The following is an 18,023-nucleotide window of genomic DNA, read 5'->3' on the forward strand; positions in this document are numbered from 1 at the left end:
TTTTTAAGTACTGAATAATAATACATTTGGAGGTAAAATACTATGGCTCGTGTTAAGGGAGCAATGGCTACTCGCAAGAGAAGAAATAAAACTTTAAAGCTCGCCAAGGGTTACTGGGGCGCAAAGAGCAAGCATTTCAAGATGGCTAAGGAAGCCGTAATGAAATCCGGCAACTACGCTTATATCGGCAGACGTCTCAAGAAGCGTGATTTCAGAAAGCTCTGGATCACAAGAATTTCCGCTGCCTGCAAGATGAACGGAATGAACTATTCCACTTTTATGAACGGTCTCAAGAAGGCTGGCATCACTCTCAACAGAAAGATGCTCTCCGAGATCGCTATCAGCGACGCAGCAGGTTTCACAGCTCTTACTGAAAAGGCTAAGGCTGCTCTTTAATTTAAGGCAAACAGGCTGTATCACAAAGGCGTTGTCCGTTGTGGTACAGCTTTTTTGAATATGGAGGCTGCAAGGTGCAATGACCGATTATAACCGCATATTTTCCGCCGATAATGAAAAAATAAAGCTTTACCGAAAGCTGACCGAGGACAAGAAAGCAAGACGAAAGGAAAACAAATTCACAATTGAAGGGGCAAGGCTGGTATCAGACGCCGCCGCCGAGGCTATAGAGCTGCACAGTGTTTTTTTCACCGAAAGCGCAATGGAAAAATACGGCGAAGCTCTGGAGCTTCTTATAAAAAAATACCCCCCGAAAATATTCAACATTATTTCCGAAGAGCTTTCAAAAGAGCTTTCCGACACAAAAATGCCCCAGGGGGTATTTGCAGTCTGCTCAATGCCCGAAGCTCACAAATCGGAAATATACGGCAAAATAAAGAGCGGCAGCAGAGTGCTGATACTTGATAATATCCAGGACCCCGGAAATATGGGCACAATGCTCAGGACTGCCGACGCCTGCGGTATAGACTGCGTTATCCTCTGCTCCTGCTGCGATATTTATAATCCCAAGACCGTCCGCTCGGCTATGGGCAGTATTATGAGAGTGCCTGCCATTTCCGACGATATCGAAAATGCAGTAAGCGAAATGAAGCTTCGGGGCATACCCGTTTTTGCCGCAGTTATCTCGGACAGTGCAGCGTCCCTCACAGACTGCGATTTTTCGGGAGGCGGAGCTGTTATGATAGGAAACGAAGGAAACGGTTTATCCGACAAAGACGCTGCTCTGGCAGACGTTCTGCTCACCATAAAAATGCACGGGACCATCAATTCCCTTAACGCCGCCATGGCAGCAGGGATAATCATGTGGGAGCTTTCCAAGGGCAAGGAGGGAAGGCAATGAACATTGACGACGGAGCATATTACCGCAGGCTGTATCGGCTCTGGGCGGTCATTGCATTCGGCGCGGCTTCAAGAACTCTTTCCGAGCTGTATGAACGCTTCGGAAATGCGGAAAGCCTTTACGCCGCCGTTACTCAGGACGAAACGGTGAGAAACGGGCTCCCTGCGGAAACCGTGCGAAATGCCGACAGCATCACCCTGTCCTCTGCGGAAAGGGTCATGGAGCTTTGCGAAAAGCAGAAAATAAAGATAGTCACTGCGGACGAGGAGGATTTCCCCGCAAGGCTTAAAGAGATATACAATCCCCCTACGGTGCTTTTTTACAAGGGCGACATTTCGGGCATCAGCGACAAGCTGAACATCGGCGTGGTGGGAACAAGAAAGCCCTCGGATTACAGCAGAAAAACCGCCGCAGCCATCGTACATACCCTTGCAAAGCACGGCTTTGACATCATAAGCGGCTTTGCGGAGGGCATCGATATATGCGCTCACCTCGAGTGCATAAAAAGCGGCGGCAGAACATTTGCGGTAGTGGGTTCGGGGCTTGATTATCCCTATCCGAAAAACAATATTCCCTACCGTGAAATTATCGAAGAAAACGGAGCAGTGATATCCGAATTTCTCCCCGGCACCCAGCCCTATCCCGGAAATTTTCTTCTGCGAAACCGCATACTTGCAGGGCTTTCAATGGGCGTTGCGGTCATTGAAGCAGGTGTGCAGAGCGGCTCTCTCAACAGCGCTGCCCACGCCGTAAGCCAGGGCAAGCCCGTATTCGCCGTTCCCCCCTGCGACCTCTTTGACAGCAGGTACAGAGGAAATGTTTCGCTTATCAGAGAGGGCGCTATCCCCCTTATGGGTGCCCGGGATATTTACGGAGAATACTGCATAAATACTCCGCATATAATAGTCGCAAACGAAAATACCGCCGCTCACCTTGCCAAAATAAAGGAGATAGCGGACAAGGCTGCCGAAGCCGAACGGGAAAGCGCACAGAAGAGAGCTTCCGCCGTAAAAAGCCCCCGTAAAAAGGCAGAGAACATAGCCCCGCAGGAGCAAAAGCCCGGACCCGAAAAACAGCCCCGAAGCGTCAGCACAGAGGAGCTTGAGAGCTTTTCCGACCCCGTTCAGAGGAAAATAATAGAAAAGCTTTCGGAGGTTTCTTCAATGAGAGCGGACGAGCTTGCGGAAGAACTGAGCGCGGACATAGATGAGATACTTACCGCTCTCACCGAGCTTGAAATAATGGGTAACATTCAGTCCCAAAGCGGAAATTACAGCATTTCGGACTGATTTAAAAATATATACTGCTTTATCTGTTTGAAGATAAAGCCTGCTGCGAAAACAGCCGCAGCAAAGGAAAGGAAAGATAATATGTCAAATCTCGTTATCGTGGAGTCGCCCTCAAAAGCGAAAACCGTTCAGAAATATTTAGGTCAGGGCTTCGAGGTGGCAGCCTCAATGGGTCACGTGAGAGACCTGCCCAAATCCAAGCTGGGCGTGGATATAGAGAACGATTTTGAGCCTGTTTACGTTCCCATGAAGGATAAGGAAGAGGTCATCGCCTCCCTGAAAAAAGCTGCCAAAAAGGCGGATAAGGTCTATCTGGCAGGAGACCCCGACCGCGAGGGAGAAGCAATTTCCTGGCACTTAGCGCAGCTTCTTGACATTCCTATGGACGCACCTGTGAGGGTCACCTTCAACGAGATCACCAAAACAGGCGTGCAGAACGGTATGGCTCACCCCCGTTCCATCGATCTCGACCTGGTAAATGCCCAGCAGGCAAGGCGTATCCTTGACAGAATAGTGGGCTACAAGCTTTCTCCCTTCCTTTGGAAAAAGGTGAGAAGAGGTCTTTCCGCAGGACGTGTTCAGTCAGCTGCGGTGAAGATGATCGTTGACAGGGAAAAGGAGATAAACGCCTTCAAGCCCGAGGAATACTGGTCAATTGAAGCAAAAATGACCGCTCCTTCTTCAAAGAAGCAGTTTGATGCCACATTCGTGGGAATGGACGGCGCAAAGACCGAGCTTCATTCCGAAAGCGAGACAAATGCAGTTCTGGCAAGGCTGGAGGGCGCACAGTTTAATGTAACGGGAGTTAAAAAATCCGTAAGAAGAAAATCTCCCGCCGCACCCTTTACCACATCGACCATGCAGCAGGAGGCTTCAAAAAAGCTGGGCTTCCAGACTTCCAAGACCATGAGAGCCGCTCAGCAGCTCTATGAGGGCGTTGAGATAGAGGGCATGGGCGCCGTGGGTCTTATCACATATATGAGAACGGACAGCCTGAGAGTTTCCGATGAAGCAAGAGCCTCCGCATACAAATATATCGAGGAAAAGTACGGAAAGAACTATCTCCCCGCCTCCCCCAAGGTATACAAAACAAAGGCAGGCGCACAGGATGCCCACGAAGCTATCCGTCCCTCCACCCCCGAGCTTACTCCCGAAAGAGTGAAGGACAGCCTTACTCCCGAGCAGTATAAACTCTACAAGCTCATATGGGAGAGATTTATCGCAAGCCAGATGGCAAACGCTCTGATGGACACAGTTTCCGTTGACATCGACGCAAACGGCTGTGCATTCAAGGCAACGGGATATTCCGTTAAATTCGACGGATTTACGGTACTTTACGAGGAGTCCAAGGACGACGAGGAAAACAAGGTGCTCCCCGAGATAAATCCGGGAGATGTGCTCAAGCTCAAAAATATCGAGGGCAAGCAGCATTTCACCCAGCCCCCCGCAAGATACACCGAAGGCTCATTTATCAAGGCAATGGAAGAAAACGGCATAGGCAGACCTTCCACATATGCTTCAACTATTTCCACAATAATAAACCGTTTCTACGTTGAGAGAGACGGAAAGCAGCTCAAGCCTACAGGTCTTGGCGAAGTGACCACCGACCTGCTGAAAGCTCATTTCAAGCAGATAGTTGACACAAAGTTCACCGCCCAGATGGAAAGCAGCCTTGATAAGATAGAAATAGGCGAAAAGGACTGGGTAGGCACCCTTAAAGATTTCTACGGCGATTTCTCCGACACACTCACCAAAGCGGAGACCTCTATGGAGGGCAAGAGAGTCAAGGTCCCCGACGAGGAGACCGACGAGGTATGCGAGATCTGCGGAAAGCCTATGGTCATCAAGATAGGCAGATTTGGAAGATTTCTTGCCTGCACAGGCTTCCCCGAATGTACCAACACAAAGAAGATAATCAAGCCCACAGGCGGCATATGCCCTCTCTGCGGCAAGAAGATACTTGCGAAAAAATCCAAGAAGGGCAAGAAATATTTCGGCTGCGAGGATAATCCCACCTGCCCCTTTATGTCATGGGACACCCCCGTTTCCGACAAATGCCCCAAGTGCAATGACGGCACCACCCTTTTCAAGAAGGGCGGAAAAATGTTCTGCCTGAAAGAGGGCTGCGGATACGAGGTCGCTATCAAAAAGGAAAAATAATTATGGATAAAAAAATAACCGTTATCGGCGCAGGTCTTGCAGGCTGCGAGGCGGCATGGGCGGCGGCAAATCGGGGAGCAAAGGTAAGGCTTGTTGAAATGAAGCCCGAAAAATACTCCCCTGCCCACAAATACAAGGGCTTTGCGGAGCTTGTCTGCTCAAATTCTCTGAAAGCCTCCCGCATAAATTCTGCGGCAGGACTTCTCAAGGAGGAAATGAGAAGGCTGGGTTCCCTCACCGTTCCCTGCGCCGAGGAAAACGCTGTGGCGGCAGGCGGGGCGCTTGCCGTTGACAGGGAGAAATTTTCCGACAGCGTTACGGAAAAGATACTATCCCACCCAAACATCACCCTTGTTTCGGGTGAGCAGGAGGATATACCCGAGGGGTACTGCGTTATCGCCAGCGGTCCTCTTACCGCAGGCAGGCTTGCAGAAAATATCGGCAGTCTCTGCGGAAAAAGGCTCAGCTTCTTTGACGCCGCCGCACCCATCGTCACCTTCGAATCCATCGATATGGACAAGGCGTTCTTTGCCGCACGATATGGCAGAGGGGGCGATGATTACATCAACTGCCCCTTCACAAAGGAAGAATATCTTGCCTTTCATCACGAGCTGATAAACGCCGAGTCTGCACCCGTCCACGACTTTGACCGCCCCGAAAATTCACGGGACGAGTTCACCGTTTACGAGGGCTGTATGCCTATCGAGGTGCTTGCCAAAAGGGGCGAGGACGCCGCAAGATACGGCGCAATGAAGCCTGTGGGACTCACCGACAGCAGAACGGGGATAAAGCCCTATGCGGTGGTGCAGCTTCGCCGTGAAAATGCGGAGGGAACGCTTTTTAATCTGGTGGGATTTCAGACAAACCTCAGATTTCCCGAGCAGAAGCGGGTATTTTCTATGATACCCGGTCTCCGGAATGCGGAATTTGTCCGATACGGCGTTATGCACCGAAACTCATTTATCGACTCTCCGAGACTTTTAAACGGCGATTTTTCCATGAGGAGCCGCCCCGAGGTATTTTTCGCGGGGCAGATAACAGGTGTCGAGGGCTATATGGAGTCCGCCGCTTCGGGAATTATGGCAGGTATCAATATCGTCCGCCGAATGGAAGAAAAAGAGCCGCTCATTCTCCCCCGTGAGACCATGATTGGCGCGCTGTCACATTATATTTCCGATGAGAGCGTGGAAAATTTTCAGCCTATGGGGGCAAATATGGGTATTCTCCCCGATATCGGCAGGCGGATAAAGGACAAGCAGGAAAGATATCAGGCTGTTGCCGACAGGGCTTTGGAGGCATTTGAGGGATATTTTAAGGAGATGACGTGATGGACGCAAAGGTTTCATTTATTCTCACTCTTGTGATCATTGTTCTCTCTATCGCAAACAGTATTCTGAATATCATCGGCGGGAATTACGGTCTGTCGGTGATATGGGGAGCTGTGGCTGTGCTCAACATTATTTCGATAGTGCTGAGATCAAAGAAGAGGTAATTCGATGAATGACATTTATTACGAATTTGAATCCGAAATAAAATACAGAAGGCTTAATCCGAAGCTGTATGCAGCCATACTCATTATCGGACTTCTTATTACCGTTCCCAGCCTTTTAAGGGACATTTTGGGACTCATATTCGCTTTTGACCTTATTGCCGCCTTGGCGGCAGACTCGGAGCTGCGGATAACCGTTATATTGTTTGCAGTCTTTTTTATAGTTCGCCTGATAATATTACTCGCTGCAATATTTATTTTCAAAGCAAAGGCACATTTGAAATTCACGTTCAGAAATGATTCGGTGGATATTCTGGTCGTCCCTAAAAAAAGAACGGTCACTGTCCCCTACTCACAGATAACCGCTGTCAGGGCGAACAGCCTGTGCTACTTTTTTTACACAAGCAGAAATCTTGCTTATCTGCTGTCAAAAGAGGCTATGGGAAATGTGAGCAATGAGGAATTTTCCGGATTCATTTGTGAGCATATGGGCATTAAGACGGTCGATTTTATTGAAAGGGAACGAAAAAAATGACAGATGATATCAAAGCAGGGAGATTTATAAGCCTTGCCCTCCGTCACCACCCCGAAGCCGCAGGGATAACCCTCGATGAACACGGCTATGCAGACACGGACGAGCTTATAAAAGGAGTTTCCCGAAAATTCCCGGGCTTTACAGGAGAGGATCTTGACAGGATAGTCCGCGAAAACAACAAGCAGCGCTACTCCTACAATGAGGACAAGACAAAAATACGTGCAAATCAGGGTCACTCGGTCACATATGTGGACGTTGAGCTTGAAAGAAAGACTCCTCCTGCTGTACTGTTTCACGGAACTGCCGAGACTTCCCTTCCGAGCATTATGAAGGAGGGCTTGAAGCCCATGTCAAGGCTGTACGTTCATCTGTCCCCTGACGCCGAAACGGCTGAGAAGGTGGGAAAACGCCACGGAAAGCCTGTTATTCTTAAAATAAATACCGAAAAGATGTCGCAGGACGGCTTTGAATTTTTCATCTCCGCAAACGGAGTATGGCAGATAAAAGCGGTCCCTGCGGAATATATTGAAAGGATATGATATAATGAACATAATCGTTGACGCATTCGGCGGAGACAACGCCCCCCTCGAGGTCATAAAGGGCGCAGCTCAGGCTGTAGCCGATTTCGGCGTGGAGATAACTCTTACGGGAAATGAAAAAATAATCAAGGAGACCGCCGAGAAAAACGGTATAAGTCTCGATAAAATCTCCATAATACATACCGAGTCGGTCATTGATATTCACGAGGAGCCTACAGAGATCGTGAAGAGCCGCAAGGACTGCTCTATGGCGGTGGGTCTGCAGGCGCTTGCCGACGATAAGGGCGACGCATTCGTGAGCGCAGGCAGCACAGGTGCTCTGGTGGTAGGCTCAACCTTTATCGCAAAGCGTCTCAAGGGCGTAAAGCGCCCCGCTCTCGCACCCATTCTCCCCACCGCAAACGGTCATCTTATCCTTATGGACGGCGGCGCAAACGTTGACTGCCGCCCCGAAATGCTTATGCAGTTCGGCATAATGGGCAGCTGCTATATGGAAAAGGTAATGGGAATAAAGTCCCCCAAGGTGGGACTTCTGAATGTCGGCGCCGAGGACACCAAGGGCAGAGAGCTTGACAAGGAGGCTTACAAGCTGCTTTCAAGTGCTCCCGTTGATTTTTACGGCAACCTTGAGGCAAGAGAAATGCCCAAGGGAGTATGTCAGGTGGCTGTTTCCGACGGATTTACGGGAAATATCGCCCTGAAGCTTTACGAGGGCATGGGCTCATTCTTTGCGGGAGAGCTGAAGGGTATGCTCACAGGCGGAATTTCGGGCAAGCTCGCCGCTCTGCTCATTATGAAAAAGGTAAAGGCTTTCAAGAAAAAGCTTGATTACAAGGAAGTGGGCGGCGCTGTGCTGATGGGCATTTCCAAGCCCGTTATCAAGGCTCACGGCAGCTCGGACGCAAGGGCTTTCTACAATGCTATAAGGCAGGCAAAGCAGTGCGTTGACGGAGACGTTATCGGCGAGATCTCAAAGGCACTGGAAAGCTGCAAGGCAAAGAGCGAGTAAAAATTTCCAAAAGCTATTGACTTTTAGAAACAGATGTGCTATAATATAAGAAAGGATATGTCTTAAATGACAGAAAAGGCTTTAAGCGAAAGGCTTGCCGCCTTTGAAGAAAAGATCGGCTACAGCTTTAAAAACAAAAATCTTCTTCACGAGGCGCTTTCCCATTCCTCCTACGCAAACGAGTGCAAAAAGGGAAGAAATTCAAACGAGAGGCTTGAATTTCTGGGTGACAGCGTGCTTTCCATCGTTATCTCGGAGCATCTTTTCAATCATTTCAAGCACCTGCCCGAGGGCGACCTGACCAAAATAAGGGCATCGCTGGTATGCGAAAAGGCACTGTTTGAATTTTCAAAGCAGATATCTCTGGGAGAATTTATCCTTCTGGGAAAGGGCGAGGAAAATACGGGGGGCAGGAACCGTCCCTCCATCGTTTCCGACGCATTCGAAGCGGTAATTGCCGCGGTTTTCCTTGACGGCGGCATGGAGGCTGCAAGGGAATATGTCTTAGGCTTCATTCCGAAGGATCTGGACAGAAACTCCGCAAAGAAGCTCCAGGATTACAAGACCATTTTGCAGGAGATAATCCAGCGAAATCCCGAGGAAAAGGTGGAATATGTCCTGAGAAGCCAGTCGGGTCCCGACCACGACAGGCATTTTGTGGTGGAGGTCTGCCTTAACACCAACGTTATCGGTCACGGCGAGGGTCACAGCAAAAAGCAGGCTGAGCAGCAGGCTGCAAAGGAAGCCCTGAGACTTATGGGCTGCGAGGTCTGATATGAGCCACGCAAATATCTCGATCTTTATCCCTCACATGGGCTGCCCCAACGCCTGCTCCTTCTGCGACCAGCGGATAATAAGCAGCACCTCTCACGCCCCCACCCCCGATGAAGCGGAGGAGATAATAAGAGGAGCATATGAACGGATAAGCTCCCCCGAGGACAGAGCCATGACCGAGATAGCCTTTTTCGGCGGCAGCTTTACGGCTATCGACAGAAGCTATATGACCGCCCTGCTTGAGCGTGCGTCAAAATATCTGAAAACACCCGAAAAAGACGGCTTTCGCAGTATAAGAATTTCCACTCGTCCCGACTGCATTGACGAGGAAATTCTTATGCTGCTGAAAAAATTCGGCGTAGGTGCAATAGAGCTTGGGGCGCAGTCAATGAGAGACAGCGTCCTGCGTGCAAATCTCAGGGGTCATACTGCCGATGACGTGAAGAGAGCTTCAAGGCTTATAAAGGACTATGGCTTTGAGCTTGGCTTGCAGATGATGGTGGGGCTTTACAAAAGCACTCCCGAGGACGAGCTTTTCACAATGAACGAGATAATCGATATCGCCCCGAAAACTGTGCGGATATACCCTGTGGCGGTGCTTCGGGGAACCTATCTTGCAGAGCTTTTTGACAAGGGCGAATATGTGCTTTATCCCTTTGAGGAGTGCGTTTCCCTCTGCGCAAGGCTTATGGAAGGCTTTACCGAAGCGGGGATAAAAATTATCCGTCTGGGGCTTCACGCCGAGGAAAGCGTTGAGAACAGGGCTGTGGCGGGATTTTATCACCCTGCGCTGGGTGAGCTTGTACGCTCGGAATGGGTCAGAGGGATAATCGAGAATGAGCTTTCCGAAAAAGGCTTTGCCCGGTGCATGGCATCAAACCGCAATATGAGCATTCTTGTGGGTCACAAAAGGTCAAATAAAGTTTATTTTGCGGACAAAATGGTCTCATTTCATCGTGATGACAGCCTGCCTGCGGGGATAATTTCCGTAAACGGCAGAGAATTTACCATACAATAATTCAGAGGTCTTAATATGTACTTAAAATCACTTGAGCTTCAGGGCTTCAAGTCCTTTCCCGACAAAATAAGGCTGGACTTCGGCAAGGGAATTACCGCGGTAGTGGGTCCCAACGGAAGCGGCAAATCCAACATCGGCGACGCGGTGCGCTGGGTGCTGGGAGAGCAGTCCTCGAAAACTCTCCGAGGCGCAAAAATGGAGGACGTTATCTTTGCGGGAACGGAGCTTCGCAAGCCTATGGGCTTCGCGGCGGTCACACTTTGCATTGTAAACGACAAGGGCATTTTAAATATAGACGCTCCCGAGGTAACGGTGACAAGAAAGCTTTACCGAAGCGGCGAGAGCGAGTATATCATAAACGGGGCGCAGGTGCGCTTAAAGGACGTTTCCGAGCTTTTTATGGATACGGGTCTGGGACGTGACGGATATTCAATTATCGGACAGGGACGCGTTGCGGAGATAGTTTCCTCCAAATCCGGCGAGAGAAGAAGCATTTTTGAGGAAGCCGCAGGCATTTCCAAATTCCGTTTCAGAAAGGCGGAGGCTCAGAGGAGACTTGCCCAGGCAGAGGAAAATATCCTGAGACTGACAGACATCATCTCCGAGCTTGAAAGCAGAGTTGAGCCCCTCAGAAAGCAGTCGGAAAAGGCGGCTCAGTTCATCGAACTGTCCGAAGAAAAGAGATCCCTTGAGATAACCGTGTGGGTTCACGAGCTTTCCGAGCTTCGTGCAAAGCTTTCCGAGCTTTCGGACAAGCTGCTTATCAACACCTCGGAATATTCCTCCTGCGAGGCGGATATCGAACGTCTCGAAGAGGAATACAGAACTGTTTACAGCGACATTGCCAAGGGAAATATCCGCATTGAGCAGCTGAGAAATGCCATTCTCGACGCGGAAAAGGCGAATACGGGGCTCCACGCCGACATTGCGGTGTATAAAAACGAGATAACTCATTTCAATGAGAACATTGAAGCTCTCGAAAAGCAGATGGAGAACGCCAAGCTGACAGACAGCGAAAACAGGCGGCTCACCGAGGAAAAAATTGCGCAGATAGATAAGATAGGCAAGGATATCGAACAGGCGGACAAGGATTTTGCCGCGGCTGAGGAAAGACTGAAGGAAGCCGCAGGCAGGCAGGACGGCTTTGAAAAGGAATTTTCGGGTCATGCCGCAGAGCTTAACAAGCTCTATATCAGGCAGTCCGAACTGAAAATAACCGCAAGCTCCTCGGATAATGCCCTGAAAGAGATAAAGGAGCAGGAAAACGCCGCAAAAGCACAGCTTGAAGCCATTGACGAAAGCGGAAAAAATCTTGAAAATGAGCGCAGAGAGGTGCTTGACGGCTTAAAGCTCCTTGAGGAGAAAAAAGCCGAGCAGGAAAACCGTTCAAACGGTATGAACAGGCTGTTTTCCGCAAGATGCGAAAAGCTTGCCGCCGCAGAAAAGTCCCTTTCCGAGCTTACGATAAGCGTAAGGGACAAGGAAAACAGGATAAAGATCTTACAGGATCTGGAAAATTCCATGGAGGGCTTCGGTCACGCCGTAAAACAGGCTCTTAAAGCGGGAAAAAGCGGCAGGATAGGCGGAATAATCGGCTCGGTGGCGCAGATACTCACAGTTCCCTCCGAATACAGCGTGGCTGTGGAGACAGCTCTCGGCGGCGCGCTCCAGAACATCGTCACCGAGGACGAGGAAGCCGCGAAGCGCAGTATCCGTATGCTCAAGGATATGAACGCAGGCAGAGCCACATTTCTCCCCATCACCTCGGTTAAGGGAAACAGGTTAAATGAAAGCGGGCTTGAAAGCTGCAGCGGATTTGTGGCGCTGGGCTGTGATATAGTTACATACGATGCCAGATTTACGGGTATCGTAAATTCGCTGCTGGGCAGGACGGTGATCGCCGAGGACATCGACTGCGCAGGCAGCATTGCTAAAAAATACAACTACAGATTTAAAATAGTCACCCTTGACGGTCAGGTGGTCAATGCAGGCGGTTCGTTCACAGGCGGTTCCGCAAACCGTTCCTCGGGCGTTCTGACGCGTAAAAATGAGATAGAGCGGTTAAGAAGCGAGCTTTCCGCAGATGAGAGCCGTCTTTCGGAAATGAAGAACGGCACCGCCGCGCTCAAAGCCGAGACCGATAAAATGCGGATAGACCTTGAAGCGGCAAAGGACGAGATACGCATAATCGAGCAGGACAGGATAAGATTTGAAGCTGAGATGAAGCGTATCGAGCAGGTGGAGGAGCAGAGCGTAAGCGGCAGAAAAAATGCGGAGGAGCTTACCCTAAGGCTCAGAAAGCGTTATGAGGAAACAAAAGCCGCAGCAGAAAAGGCAGCCGCAGAGCTTGAAAAAATTGACGCACAAATTGCCGACGGCGAGGATAAATCGGGCAGAGACGGCGCACTTCTTGAAAAGCTCAAGGAGGAAAGAGAAAAAATTTCCTCGGAAATGTCCGCTCTTAAAATACGCAGGGCAGAGCTTGAGAAGGACAGAGAAGCCGCCGGGGAAAGCCTTGCCGCTCTTGAGGAGCAGAGCAGGAGCATCGGCGACAGCTCCGTTAGATCCGCCCTTGCCATCGAGGAGCAGAAAAAGCTCATTGCCGAAAAGGAAGAGCTTATCCGTCAGCGTGAGAACGAGCTTAAAGGCGCAGGAGACCGTACTGCCGAGATAAATTCGGAAATTGCAGAAACTCAGAGCAGAAATCTTGAGCTTGAAAGGCGTTCAAACGAGATTCGAAACGACATAAAGGAGCAGAACGCCGAAAAGGAAAAATTCGGTGCCGAAAAGACTCGTCTCGAGGAGCGGCACAAGTCTGCTCAGACCGCGTATGACAAGATAATCTCCGATATGGCGGAGCAGTACGAGCTGTACCCCTCCGAAGCGGAGGAGCTTGCCATAAAGGACGCAGACAACGCCGAGATAAGTATGCGTCTGGGAACCGTAAAACAGAAGATAAGGGCTCTCGGTACCGTAAATCTCTCGGCTATCGAGGAATACAAGGAGGTCTCGGAGCGATACGAATTTATGTCGGGACAGCTTTCCGATGTAAACAGCTCCAAACGGGAGCTGGAAAAGCTTATAGACGAGCTTACCGAGACAATGAAGCAGAAATTCTCCGAAAGCTTCAATATCATAAATCAGAACTTCAAGCAGATATTCACCGAGCTTTTCGGCGGCGGAAAGGCGGAGCTTACCCTCACCGACCCCGAAGATGTGCTTGAGTCGGGAATTGAGATAAACGTGGCTCCCCCGGGCAAGGTCATAAAGAGCCTGTCCCTGCTGTCCGGCGGAGAGCAGGCATTTGTGGCAATTGCAATTTACTTTGCCATACTGCGGCTCCGTCCCGCGCCCTTCTGCATACTTGACGAGATAGAGGCGGCGCTTGACGATATGAACGTTACCAGATATGCGCAGTATCTTCATAATTTCACCGATACCACCCAGTTCATAACCGTCACCCACCGTAGGGGCACTATGGAGGAAGCGGATGTTATGTACGGCGTAACCATGCAGGAGAAGGGCATTTCAAGACTTCTGAAAATGGAACAGCCCCCTGCCGAAGATATCACCGATTAAATTATTGGAGGAATAGCTATGGGATTTTTTGAAAAAATTGCCGAGGGCATCAAAAAAACAAGGGATTCTATGATGGGAAAGGTCAATTCCCTGCTGAACTCCTTTACAAAAATAGACGAGGATTTTTTTGAGGAGCTGGAAGAGACCCTTATAATGTGCGACATCGGCGTGCAGACCTCTGTTGATATCTGCTCGGAGCTGAGGAAGGCTGTCAAGGAAAAAGGCATAAAAGAGCCTGCACTCATCAAGGACGAGCTGAAAAGGATAATCGCCGAAATGCTGGGAGAGGACAAAAAGCTTGACCTTTCCTCAAAGCCTGCGGTGATAATGGTGATCGGCGTAAACGGCGCAGGCAAGACCACCACCATCGGAAAGCTTGCCGCAAGGCTCACAGCTGAGGGCAAGAAGGTCATTGTGGCGGCGGCGGACACATTCCGCGCGGCGGCTATCGACCAGCTCCAGGTATGGGTGGAAAGAGCGGGTGCCGAGATCGTAAAGCACTCCGAAGGCTCCGACCCTGCGGCGGTGGTTTTTGACGCCATCACAGCGGCAAAGGCAAGGGGCGCAGATGTTGTCATCTGTGACACCGCAGGCAGGCTCCACAACAAGAAAAACCTTATGGACGAGCTGAAAAAGATAACAAGGATATGCCGTCAGCAGGCGGAGGGCTGTTCCCTGGAGACCCTTCTTGTCCTTGACGCGACCACGGGGCAGAACGCCGTAAATCAGGCAAAGCTTTTCTCGGAAACTGCGGATATCACGGGAATTGTTCTCACAAAGCTCGACGGCACCGCAAAGGGCGGCATCATCATCACCATTCACAGAGAGCTTGGCATACCCGTAAAGCTTGTGGGCGTGGGCGAGAAGATAGACGACCTTATGGATTTTTCCGCTCACGATTATGCGGAGGCGCTTTTCGTTTCCGATACCGAATTCAGCGGGAATTACGAGAGACTTACGGGTGACGGCGAGGAAGAGACTGCCGAGGATATTTCCGAAGATATTCCCGAAAATGTTGAAGAGAAAGCTGCGGAAGAAGCCGTTCCCGAAAACGATACGGAGGATATTTCCGATACTGACGATGAAGCAGCAGACGATGATATTTCCGAAGAAATGACAGAAACAAGCGAAGAGGAAACTCCCGAAGATATCCCCGAAGATGAGACTGCGGAAGAAATATCCGACAGCGAAGAGATCCCCGAAGAAGCCGACGAGGAAGAAAAGCCTGCGGAGAAGAAGAGTCTGAAGGACGGAAAATTCGGCTTCCTGTTCAAGGAAATTACCTTCGGCAAGAAGAAAAAGGACGAGGACGAATAAGAGAGGTGTTCATATGAAGCTTATACTTGCTTCCAACAATAAAAACAAGCTGAGAGAGTTCAGAGAGATACTTGAGCCCGAGGGCTTTGAGGTGGTTTCCCAGAGCGAGGCGGGAGCCGATATCGAGGTTGAGGAAACAGGCACCACATTTGAGGAAAATGCATATCTCAAGGCAAAGGCTATTTACGATATGCTGAAAATACCCGTTATTGCCGACGACAGCGGACTTGAGGTAGATGCACTGGACGGCGCACCCGGAATATATTCCGCAAGATATGCCGAGGAGGGAAAGCGCTGTGCAAGAGTGCTTTCCGAGCTTGAGGGAGTTCCCGACGAAAAGCGGACGGCAAGATTCAAGTGCTGCATATGCTATATTGACGAAAATGGCGGAAAGCACGTGGTCACAGGCGTTTGCGAGGGTAAGATAGGCTACGGGAAGAAAGGCACCAACGGCTTTGGCTACGACCCTATCTTTATGTATGGTGACAAAAGCTTTGCGGAAATTTCCGCAGAGGAGAAAAACAAGGTCAGCCACAGGAGCGACGCTTTGAGGAAGTTTGAAAAAGTAATAAAGGGAGAGAAATAAAATGCTTACAAGCAAACAAAGAGCTTATTTAAGAGGGATAGCCGCTAAAGAGGACACCATTTTGCAGGTGGGCAAGGGCGGCATCGGCGAGAACCTTATCACACAGGTAAACGACGCTCTCAAAGCGCGTGAGATAGTCAAGCTTAAAGTCCTTGAAACGGCAATGCTCTCATCTGCGGAGGCTGCGGCGGAGCTTGCGGAGGCAACAAAGTCCGAGGTCGTTCAGACCATAGGAAACAAGCTTGTGCTTTTCAAAAGAAATCCCCAGGAGCCTAAGATAGAGCTGCCAAAGGCAGAAAAGAAAAAGTGATAACGGCACTTTTCGGCGGAAGCTTCGACCCCGTTCACTTAGGTCATGTAAATGCGGTGAAATCTCTCCTTGAAAGCAGTCTTGCCCCCGATAGAGTAATAATCATGCCCGCATTTGTAAATCCTTTTAAAGCAGGGCTTGACCATGAAAACAGGGCAGACTGCGAGGACAGGCTGGAGATGTGCAGGCTTGCCTTTGAAAAGCTCCCCCTCTGCGAAATATCCGACTATGAGATAAAAAAGGGAACTCTCAGCTACACGGCTGATACTCTTGAGCATATGCGTGCGCTTTATCCCGAGGACAAGCTTATATTAACGGTGGGCAGCGACTCCCTTGCCACTCTGCCCCGCTGGAACAGATTTCCAGACATAATAAGGCTTGCCCAAATCGCGGCTGTATCACGTTCTCCCGAGGAATCGCTGAAAATAGAGGGCTATGCGGAAGCGGTAAGGGCTTCGGGAGGCAGCGTCACTGTTATCGAAACAGAGCCATTTGATATATCTTCCACCGAGATCCGTAAAAAAATTGTTAAAAATCAGGATATATCTTGCTATGTTGATAAAAATGTAGTACAATATATTATGTCTAAGTCTATTTATAAACAGGGTGATCGTTAAATGGCAGTTGATATCTGCGGAGCCGATACGGAAGAAATAAAGGATATCCTGAAAATAAGGCTCTCAAAGAAAAGATATACCCACAGTCTGAATGTTGCCGCCGCCGCCGAAAGACTGGCGGAGAAATTCGGCGCAGACAGGGGAAAATGCTTTCTTGCAGGGCTTATCCACGATATCTGCAAGGAGATACCTCCCGAGGAGCAGCTTAAAATGGGCAGGGAATGCATCGTTCCCCTGAGTCCCGTGGAGGAGAAGATACCTGCGCTGTATCACGCTGCGGCAGGCTCATGGTACTGTGAACACGTTCTGCACATTGCCGACGAGGATATTCTCATGGCGGTGCGGTTCCATACTGCCGCAAGAGCGGAAATGTCGCGGACGGAGGAGATAATCTACCTTGCCGACCTCATTTCCGAGGATCGTTCATATAAAGATGTGGGAAAAATGCGTAAGCTTGCTTTCGAGAATTTGCAGAAGGCTATGCTTGAAGCCATAAGCTTTTCTGTAAGCGATGTTATTTCCAAAGGCTCGCTTATCCCCGAAAGCACTGCACAGGCTTATAACCATTACGCTGAAATTTTCAGATGAAAGGCGGTTTTTTATGCCGGATAAACTTACACAGGAACAAAAGCTTGAGATAATCGTCAAGGCTCTTGACAGCAAGAAGGCTGAGGATATCAAGGTCATCAAGGTGGGCGACCTCACCATAATCGCGGACTATTTCGTCATTGCCGACGGAACCTCAAGCACTCAGACAAAGGCTCTTGCCGACGAGGCGGAGTACAAAATGCAGGAAAACGGCGTCACCCCCAACAGAGTTCAGGGAAACAACGGCTCCAACTGGGTGATAATCGACTACGGTGACATTGTAGTCCACGTTTTCAGCAAAGATCAGAGGGATTTCTACAACCTTGAACGTCTCTGGAGAGACGGCGAGGATGTGGATATATCCGATTGGATAAAGTAATTTTTAAGGTGGACTTGAAATGGAAGACAAAACAGATATGGGATATTCCGCTCTCTACAGTCAGACTGAAGAAGAGAATGACGATAAAGCAACGGCTCTTGCGGATTACGAACAGCGTGAGCTTGCCCGAAAGGGAAAAATCAAGGTCATGGTCATCGGAATACTCTACCTTATTTTTTGCGGGATAAATATTCTGAAAGCCATTCCCGACCTGTCGGAGGGATTATCCTACTTTATAGGCGAAATGGCTGCATTGGTTCTTTTTACCGCTATCGGAGTTATGTTTATCATGGGAAAAAACGGCGCAAGGATAGCCCTTGGAGTGATTTTCTGCATAAGTGCCGCTATTTCTTTGCTTATTCTTGTGCCGTCGCTTATATCAACTGCGGCATATGGCAGCATGGCTGTTCTCTTCGGTGTTTTATCATCGCTCATTTCCCTTGCTCTTATCGGTGTGCCTATCTGGTTCACCTTATTAGATAAAAGCGTTAAAGCATACTGCAAAAGCAAACAAAAAAATAAAAACTGAAAGGGGTA

18 protein-coding genes and 1 pseudogene are annotated in these 18,023 nt (G+C 49.6%); all 19 read left to right on the forward strand.

The window, feature by feature from the left end:
* The first annotated feature begins 42 nt into the window (after positions 1-42).
* The 19 genes and pseudogenes from rplT (at position 43) to ACI4J0_RS04280 (ending at position 18,015) form a co-directional block, all read left to right on the forward strand.
* The gene (gene rplT / locus ACI4J0_RS04190) at positions 43-396 is read left to right on the forward strand and encodes a 50S ribosomal protein L20 (protein ID WP_432649841.1); all 354 of its coding nucleotides are present in this window, start codon (positions 43-45) and stop codon (positions 394-396) included.
* 79 nt (positions 397-475) lie between these two features.
* Entirely contained in the window at positions 476-1,297 is an 822-nt protein-coding gene (locus ACI4J0_RS04195; RefSeq protein ID WP_439764562.1) for a TrmH family RNA methyltransferase, read from the forward strand.
* Positions 1,294-2,586 (forward strand): DNA-processing protein DprA, encoded by a 1,293-nt coding sequence (gene dprA / locus ACI4J0_RS04200; RefSeq protein WP_439764563.1) that lies wholly within the window; start codon positions 1,294-1,296, stop codon positions 2,584-2,586. The genes ACI4J0_RS04195 and dprA overlap by 4 nt, the downstream gene beginning before the upstream one ends.
* 81 nt (positions 2,587-2,667) lie before the next feature.
* Entirely contained in the window at positions 2,668-4,746 is a 2,079-nt protein-coding gene (topA, locus tag ACI4J0_RS04205) for a type I DNA topoisomerase (RefSeq protein WP_439764564.1), read from the forward strand.
* A 2-nt stretch (positions 4,747-4,748) separates the two neighbouring features.
* Entirely contained in the window at positions 4,749-6,074 is a 1,326-nt protein-coding gene (gene trmFO, locus ACI4J0_RS04210) for a methylenetetrahydrofolate--tRNA-(uracil(54)-C(5))-methyltransferase (FADH(2)-oxidizing) TrmFO (RefSeq protein WP_439764565.1), read from the forward strand.
* Positions 6,074-6,238, forward strand: coding sequence for a hypothetical protein (locus ACI4J0_RS04215; RefSeq protein ID WP_439764566.1), 165 nt, complete (start codon positions 6,074-6,076; stop codon positions 6,236-6,238). Before trmFO ends, ACI4J0_RS04215 begins: the two co-directional genes overlap by 1 nt.
* A 4-nt stretch (positions 6,239-6,242) precedes the next feature.
* Positions 6,243-6,770, forward strand: a complete 528-nt coding sequence (locus ACI4J0_RS04220) for a YcxB family protein (RefSeq protein WP_439764567.1) — start codon at positions 6,243-6,245, stop codon at positions 6,768-6,770.
* Positions 6,767-7,309 (forward strand): RNA 2'-phosphotransferase, encoded by a 543-nt coding sequence (locus ACI4J0_RS04225; RefSeq protein ID WP_439764568.1) that lies wholly within the window; start codon positions 6,767-6,769, stop codon positions 7,307-7,309. Before ACI4J0_RS04220 ends, ACI4J0_RS04225 begins: the two co-directional genes overlap by 4 nt.
* 4 nt (positions 7,310-7,313) lie before the next feature.
* Positions 7,314-8,318, forward strand: coding sequence for a phosphate acyltransferase PlsX (plsX, locus tag ACI4J0_RS04230; RefSeq protein ID WP_439764569.1), 1,005 nt, complete (start codon positions 7,314-7,316; stop codon positions 8,316-8,318).
* Positions 8,319-8,384: 66 nt separating this feature from the next.
* The gene (gene rnc / locus ACI4J0_RS04235) at positions 8,385-9,092 is read left to right on the forward strand and encodes a ribonuclease III (protein ID WP_439764570.1); all 708 of its coding nucleotides are present in this window, start codon (positions 8,385-8,387) and stop codon (positions 9,090-9,092) included.
* A 1-nt stretch (position 9,093) separates the two neighbouring features.
* Positions 9,094-10,110: an elongator complex protein 3 gene (locus ACI4J0_RS04240; RefSeq protein ID WP_439764571.1), complete on the forward strand. Its 1,017-nt coding sequence runs from the start codon at positions 9,094-9,096 to the stop codon at positions 10,108-10,110.
* 15 nt (positions 10,111-10,125) lie between these two features.
* Positions 10,126-13,689 carry a chromosome segregation protein SMC gene (smc, locus tag ACI4J0_RS04245; RefSeq protein ID WP_439764572.1) on the forward strand — a complete coding sequence of 1,188 codons (3,564 nt, stop codon included), beginning with the start codon at positions 10,126-10,128 and terminating at the stop codon, positions 13,687-13,689.
* Positions 13,690-13,707: 18 nt separating this feature from the next.
* Positions 13,708-14,607 (forward strand): annotated as a pseudogene (gene ftsY, locus ACI4J0_RS04250) (signal recognition particle-docking protein FtsY); the annotation flags it as partial.
* Positions 14,608-15,019: 412 nt separating this feature from the next.
* The gene (rdgB, locus tag ACI4J0_RS04255; protein ID WP_439764573.1) at positions 15,020-15,592 is read left to right on the forward strand and encodes an RdgB/HAM1 family non-canonical purine NTP pyrophosphatase; all 573 of its coding nucleotides are present in this window, start codon (positions 15,020-15,022) and stop codon (positions 15,590-15,592) included.
* 1 nt (position 15,593) lies between these two features.
* Complete coding sequence (locus tag ACI4J0_RS04260; protein WP_432649829.1) at positions 15,594-15,902, forward strand: YhbY family RNA-binding protein; 309 nt, start codon at positions 15,594-15,596, stop codon at positions 15,900-15,902.
* Positions 15,899-16,519 (forward strand): nicotinate (nicotinamide) nucleotide adenylyltransferase, encoded by a 621-nt coding sequence (gene nadD / locus ACI4J0_RS04265; protein WP_439764574.1) that lies wholly within the window; start codon positions 15,899-15,901, stop codon positions 16,517-16,519. The genes ACI4J0_RS04260 and nadD overlap by 4 nt, the downstream gene beginning before the upstream one ends.
* Positions 16,520-17,107: a bis(5'-nucleosyl)-tetraphosphatase (symmetrical) YqeK gene (gene yqeK, locus ACI4J0_RS04270; RefSeq protein WP_439764575.1), complete on the forward strand. Its 588-nt coding sequence runs from the start codon at positions 16,520-16,522 to the stop codon at positions 17,105-17,107.
* Positions 17,108-17,120: 13 nt separating this feature from the next.
* Positions 17,121-17,486 carry a ribosome silencing factor gene (rsfS, locus tag ACI4J0_RS04275; RefSeq protein ID WP_439764576.1) on the forward strand — a complete coding sequence of 122 codons (366 nt, stop codon included), beginning with the start codon at positions 17,121-17,123 and terminating at the stop codon, positions 17,484-17,486.
* A gap of 19 nt (positions 17,487-17,505) precedes the next feature.
* Positions 17,506-18,015, forward strand: a complete 510-nt coding sequence (locus tag ACI4J0_RS04280) for a hypothetical protein (RefSeq protein ID WP_439764577.1) — start codon at positions 17,506-17,508, stop codon at positions 18,013-18,015.
* Positions 18,016-18,023 lie beyond the last annotated feature (8 nt).

The sequence above is a fragment of the Huintestinicola sp. genome, from assembly GCF_051882455.1.
In the GTDB taxonomy this organism is placed as follows: domain Bacteria; phylum Bacillota; class Clostridia; order Oscillospirales; family Ruminococcaceae; genus Huintestinicola.

What these genes read in the sequence shown, in the direction of transcription:
- rplT (WP_432649841.1), top strand. Translation starts at nt 43, where the DNA reads ATGGCTCGTGTTAAGGGAGCAATGGCTACTCGCAAGAGAAGAAATAAA.
- ACI4J0_RS04195 (WP_439764562.1), top strand. Translation starts at nt 476, where the DNA reads ATGACCGATTATAACCGCATATTTTCCGCCGATAATGAAAAAATAAAG.
- dprA (WP_439764563.1), top strand. Translation starts at nt 1,294, where the DNA reads ATGAACATTGACGACGGAGCATATTACCGCAGGCTGTATCGGCTCTGG.
- topA (WP_439764564.1), top strand. Translation starts at nt 2,668, where the DNA reads ATGTCAAATCTCGTTATCGTGGAGTCGCCCTCAAAAGCGAAAACCGTT.
- trmFO (WP_439764565.1), top strand. Translation starts at nt 4,749, where the DNA reads ATGGATAAAAAAATAACCGTTATCGGCGCAGGTCTTGCAGGCTGCGAG.
- ACI4J0_RS04215 (WP_439764566.1), top strand. Translation starts at nt 6,074, where the DNA reads ATGGACGCAAAGGTTTCATTTATTCTCACTCTTGTGATCATTGTTCTC.
- ACI4J0_RS04220 (WP_439764567.1), top strand. Translation starts at nt 6,243, where the DNA reads ATGAATGACATTTATTACGAATTTGAATCCGAAATAAAATACAGAAGG.
- ACI4J0_RS04225 (WP_439764568.1), top strand. Translation starts at nt 6,767, where the DNA reads ATGACAGATGATATCAAAGCAGGGAGATTTATAAGCCTTGCCCTCCGT.
- plsX (WP_439764569.1), top strand. Translation starts at nt 7,314, where the DNA reads ATGAACATAATCGTTGACGCATTCGGCGGAGACAACGCCCCCCTCGAG.
- rnc (WP_439764570.1), top strand. Translation starts at nt 8,385, where the DNA reads ATGACAGAAAAGGCTTTAAGCGAAAGGCTTGCCGCCTTTGAAGAAAAG.
- ACI4J0_RS04240 (WP_439764571.1), top strand. Translation starts at nt 9,094, where the DNA reads ATGAGCCACGCAAATATCTCGATCTTTATCCCTCACATGGGCTGCCCC.
- smc (WP_439764572.1), top strand. Translation starts at nt 10,126, where the DNA reads ATGTACTTAAAATCACTTGAGCTTCAGGGCTTCAAGTCCTTTCCCGAC.
- rdgB (WP_439764573.1), top strand. Translation starts at nt 15,020, where the DNA reads ATGAAGCTTATACTTGCTTCCAACAATAAAAACAAGCTGAGAGAGTTC.
- ACI4J0_RS04260 (WP_432649829.1), top strand. Translation starts at nt 15,594, where the DNA reads ATGCTTACAAGCAAACAAAGAGCTTATTTAAGAGGGATAGCCGCTAAA.
- yqeK (WP_439764575.1), top strand. Translation starts at nt 16,520, where the DNA reads ATGGCAGTTGATATCTGCGGAGCCGATACGGAAGAAATAAAGGATATC.
- rsfS (WP_439764576.1), top strand. Translation starts at nt 17,121, where the DNA reads ATGCCGGATAAACTTACACAGGAACAAAAGCTTGAGATAATCGTCAAG.
- ACI4J0_RS04280 (WP_439764577.1), top strand. Translation starts at nt 17,506, where the DNA reads ATGGAAGACAAAACAGATATGGGATATTCCGCTCTCTACAGTCAGACT.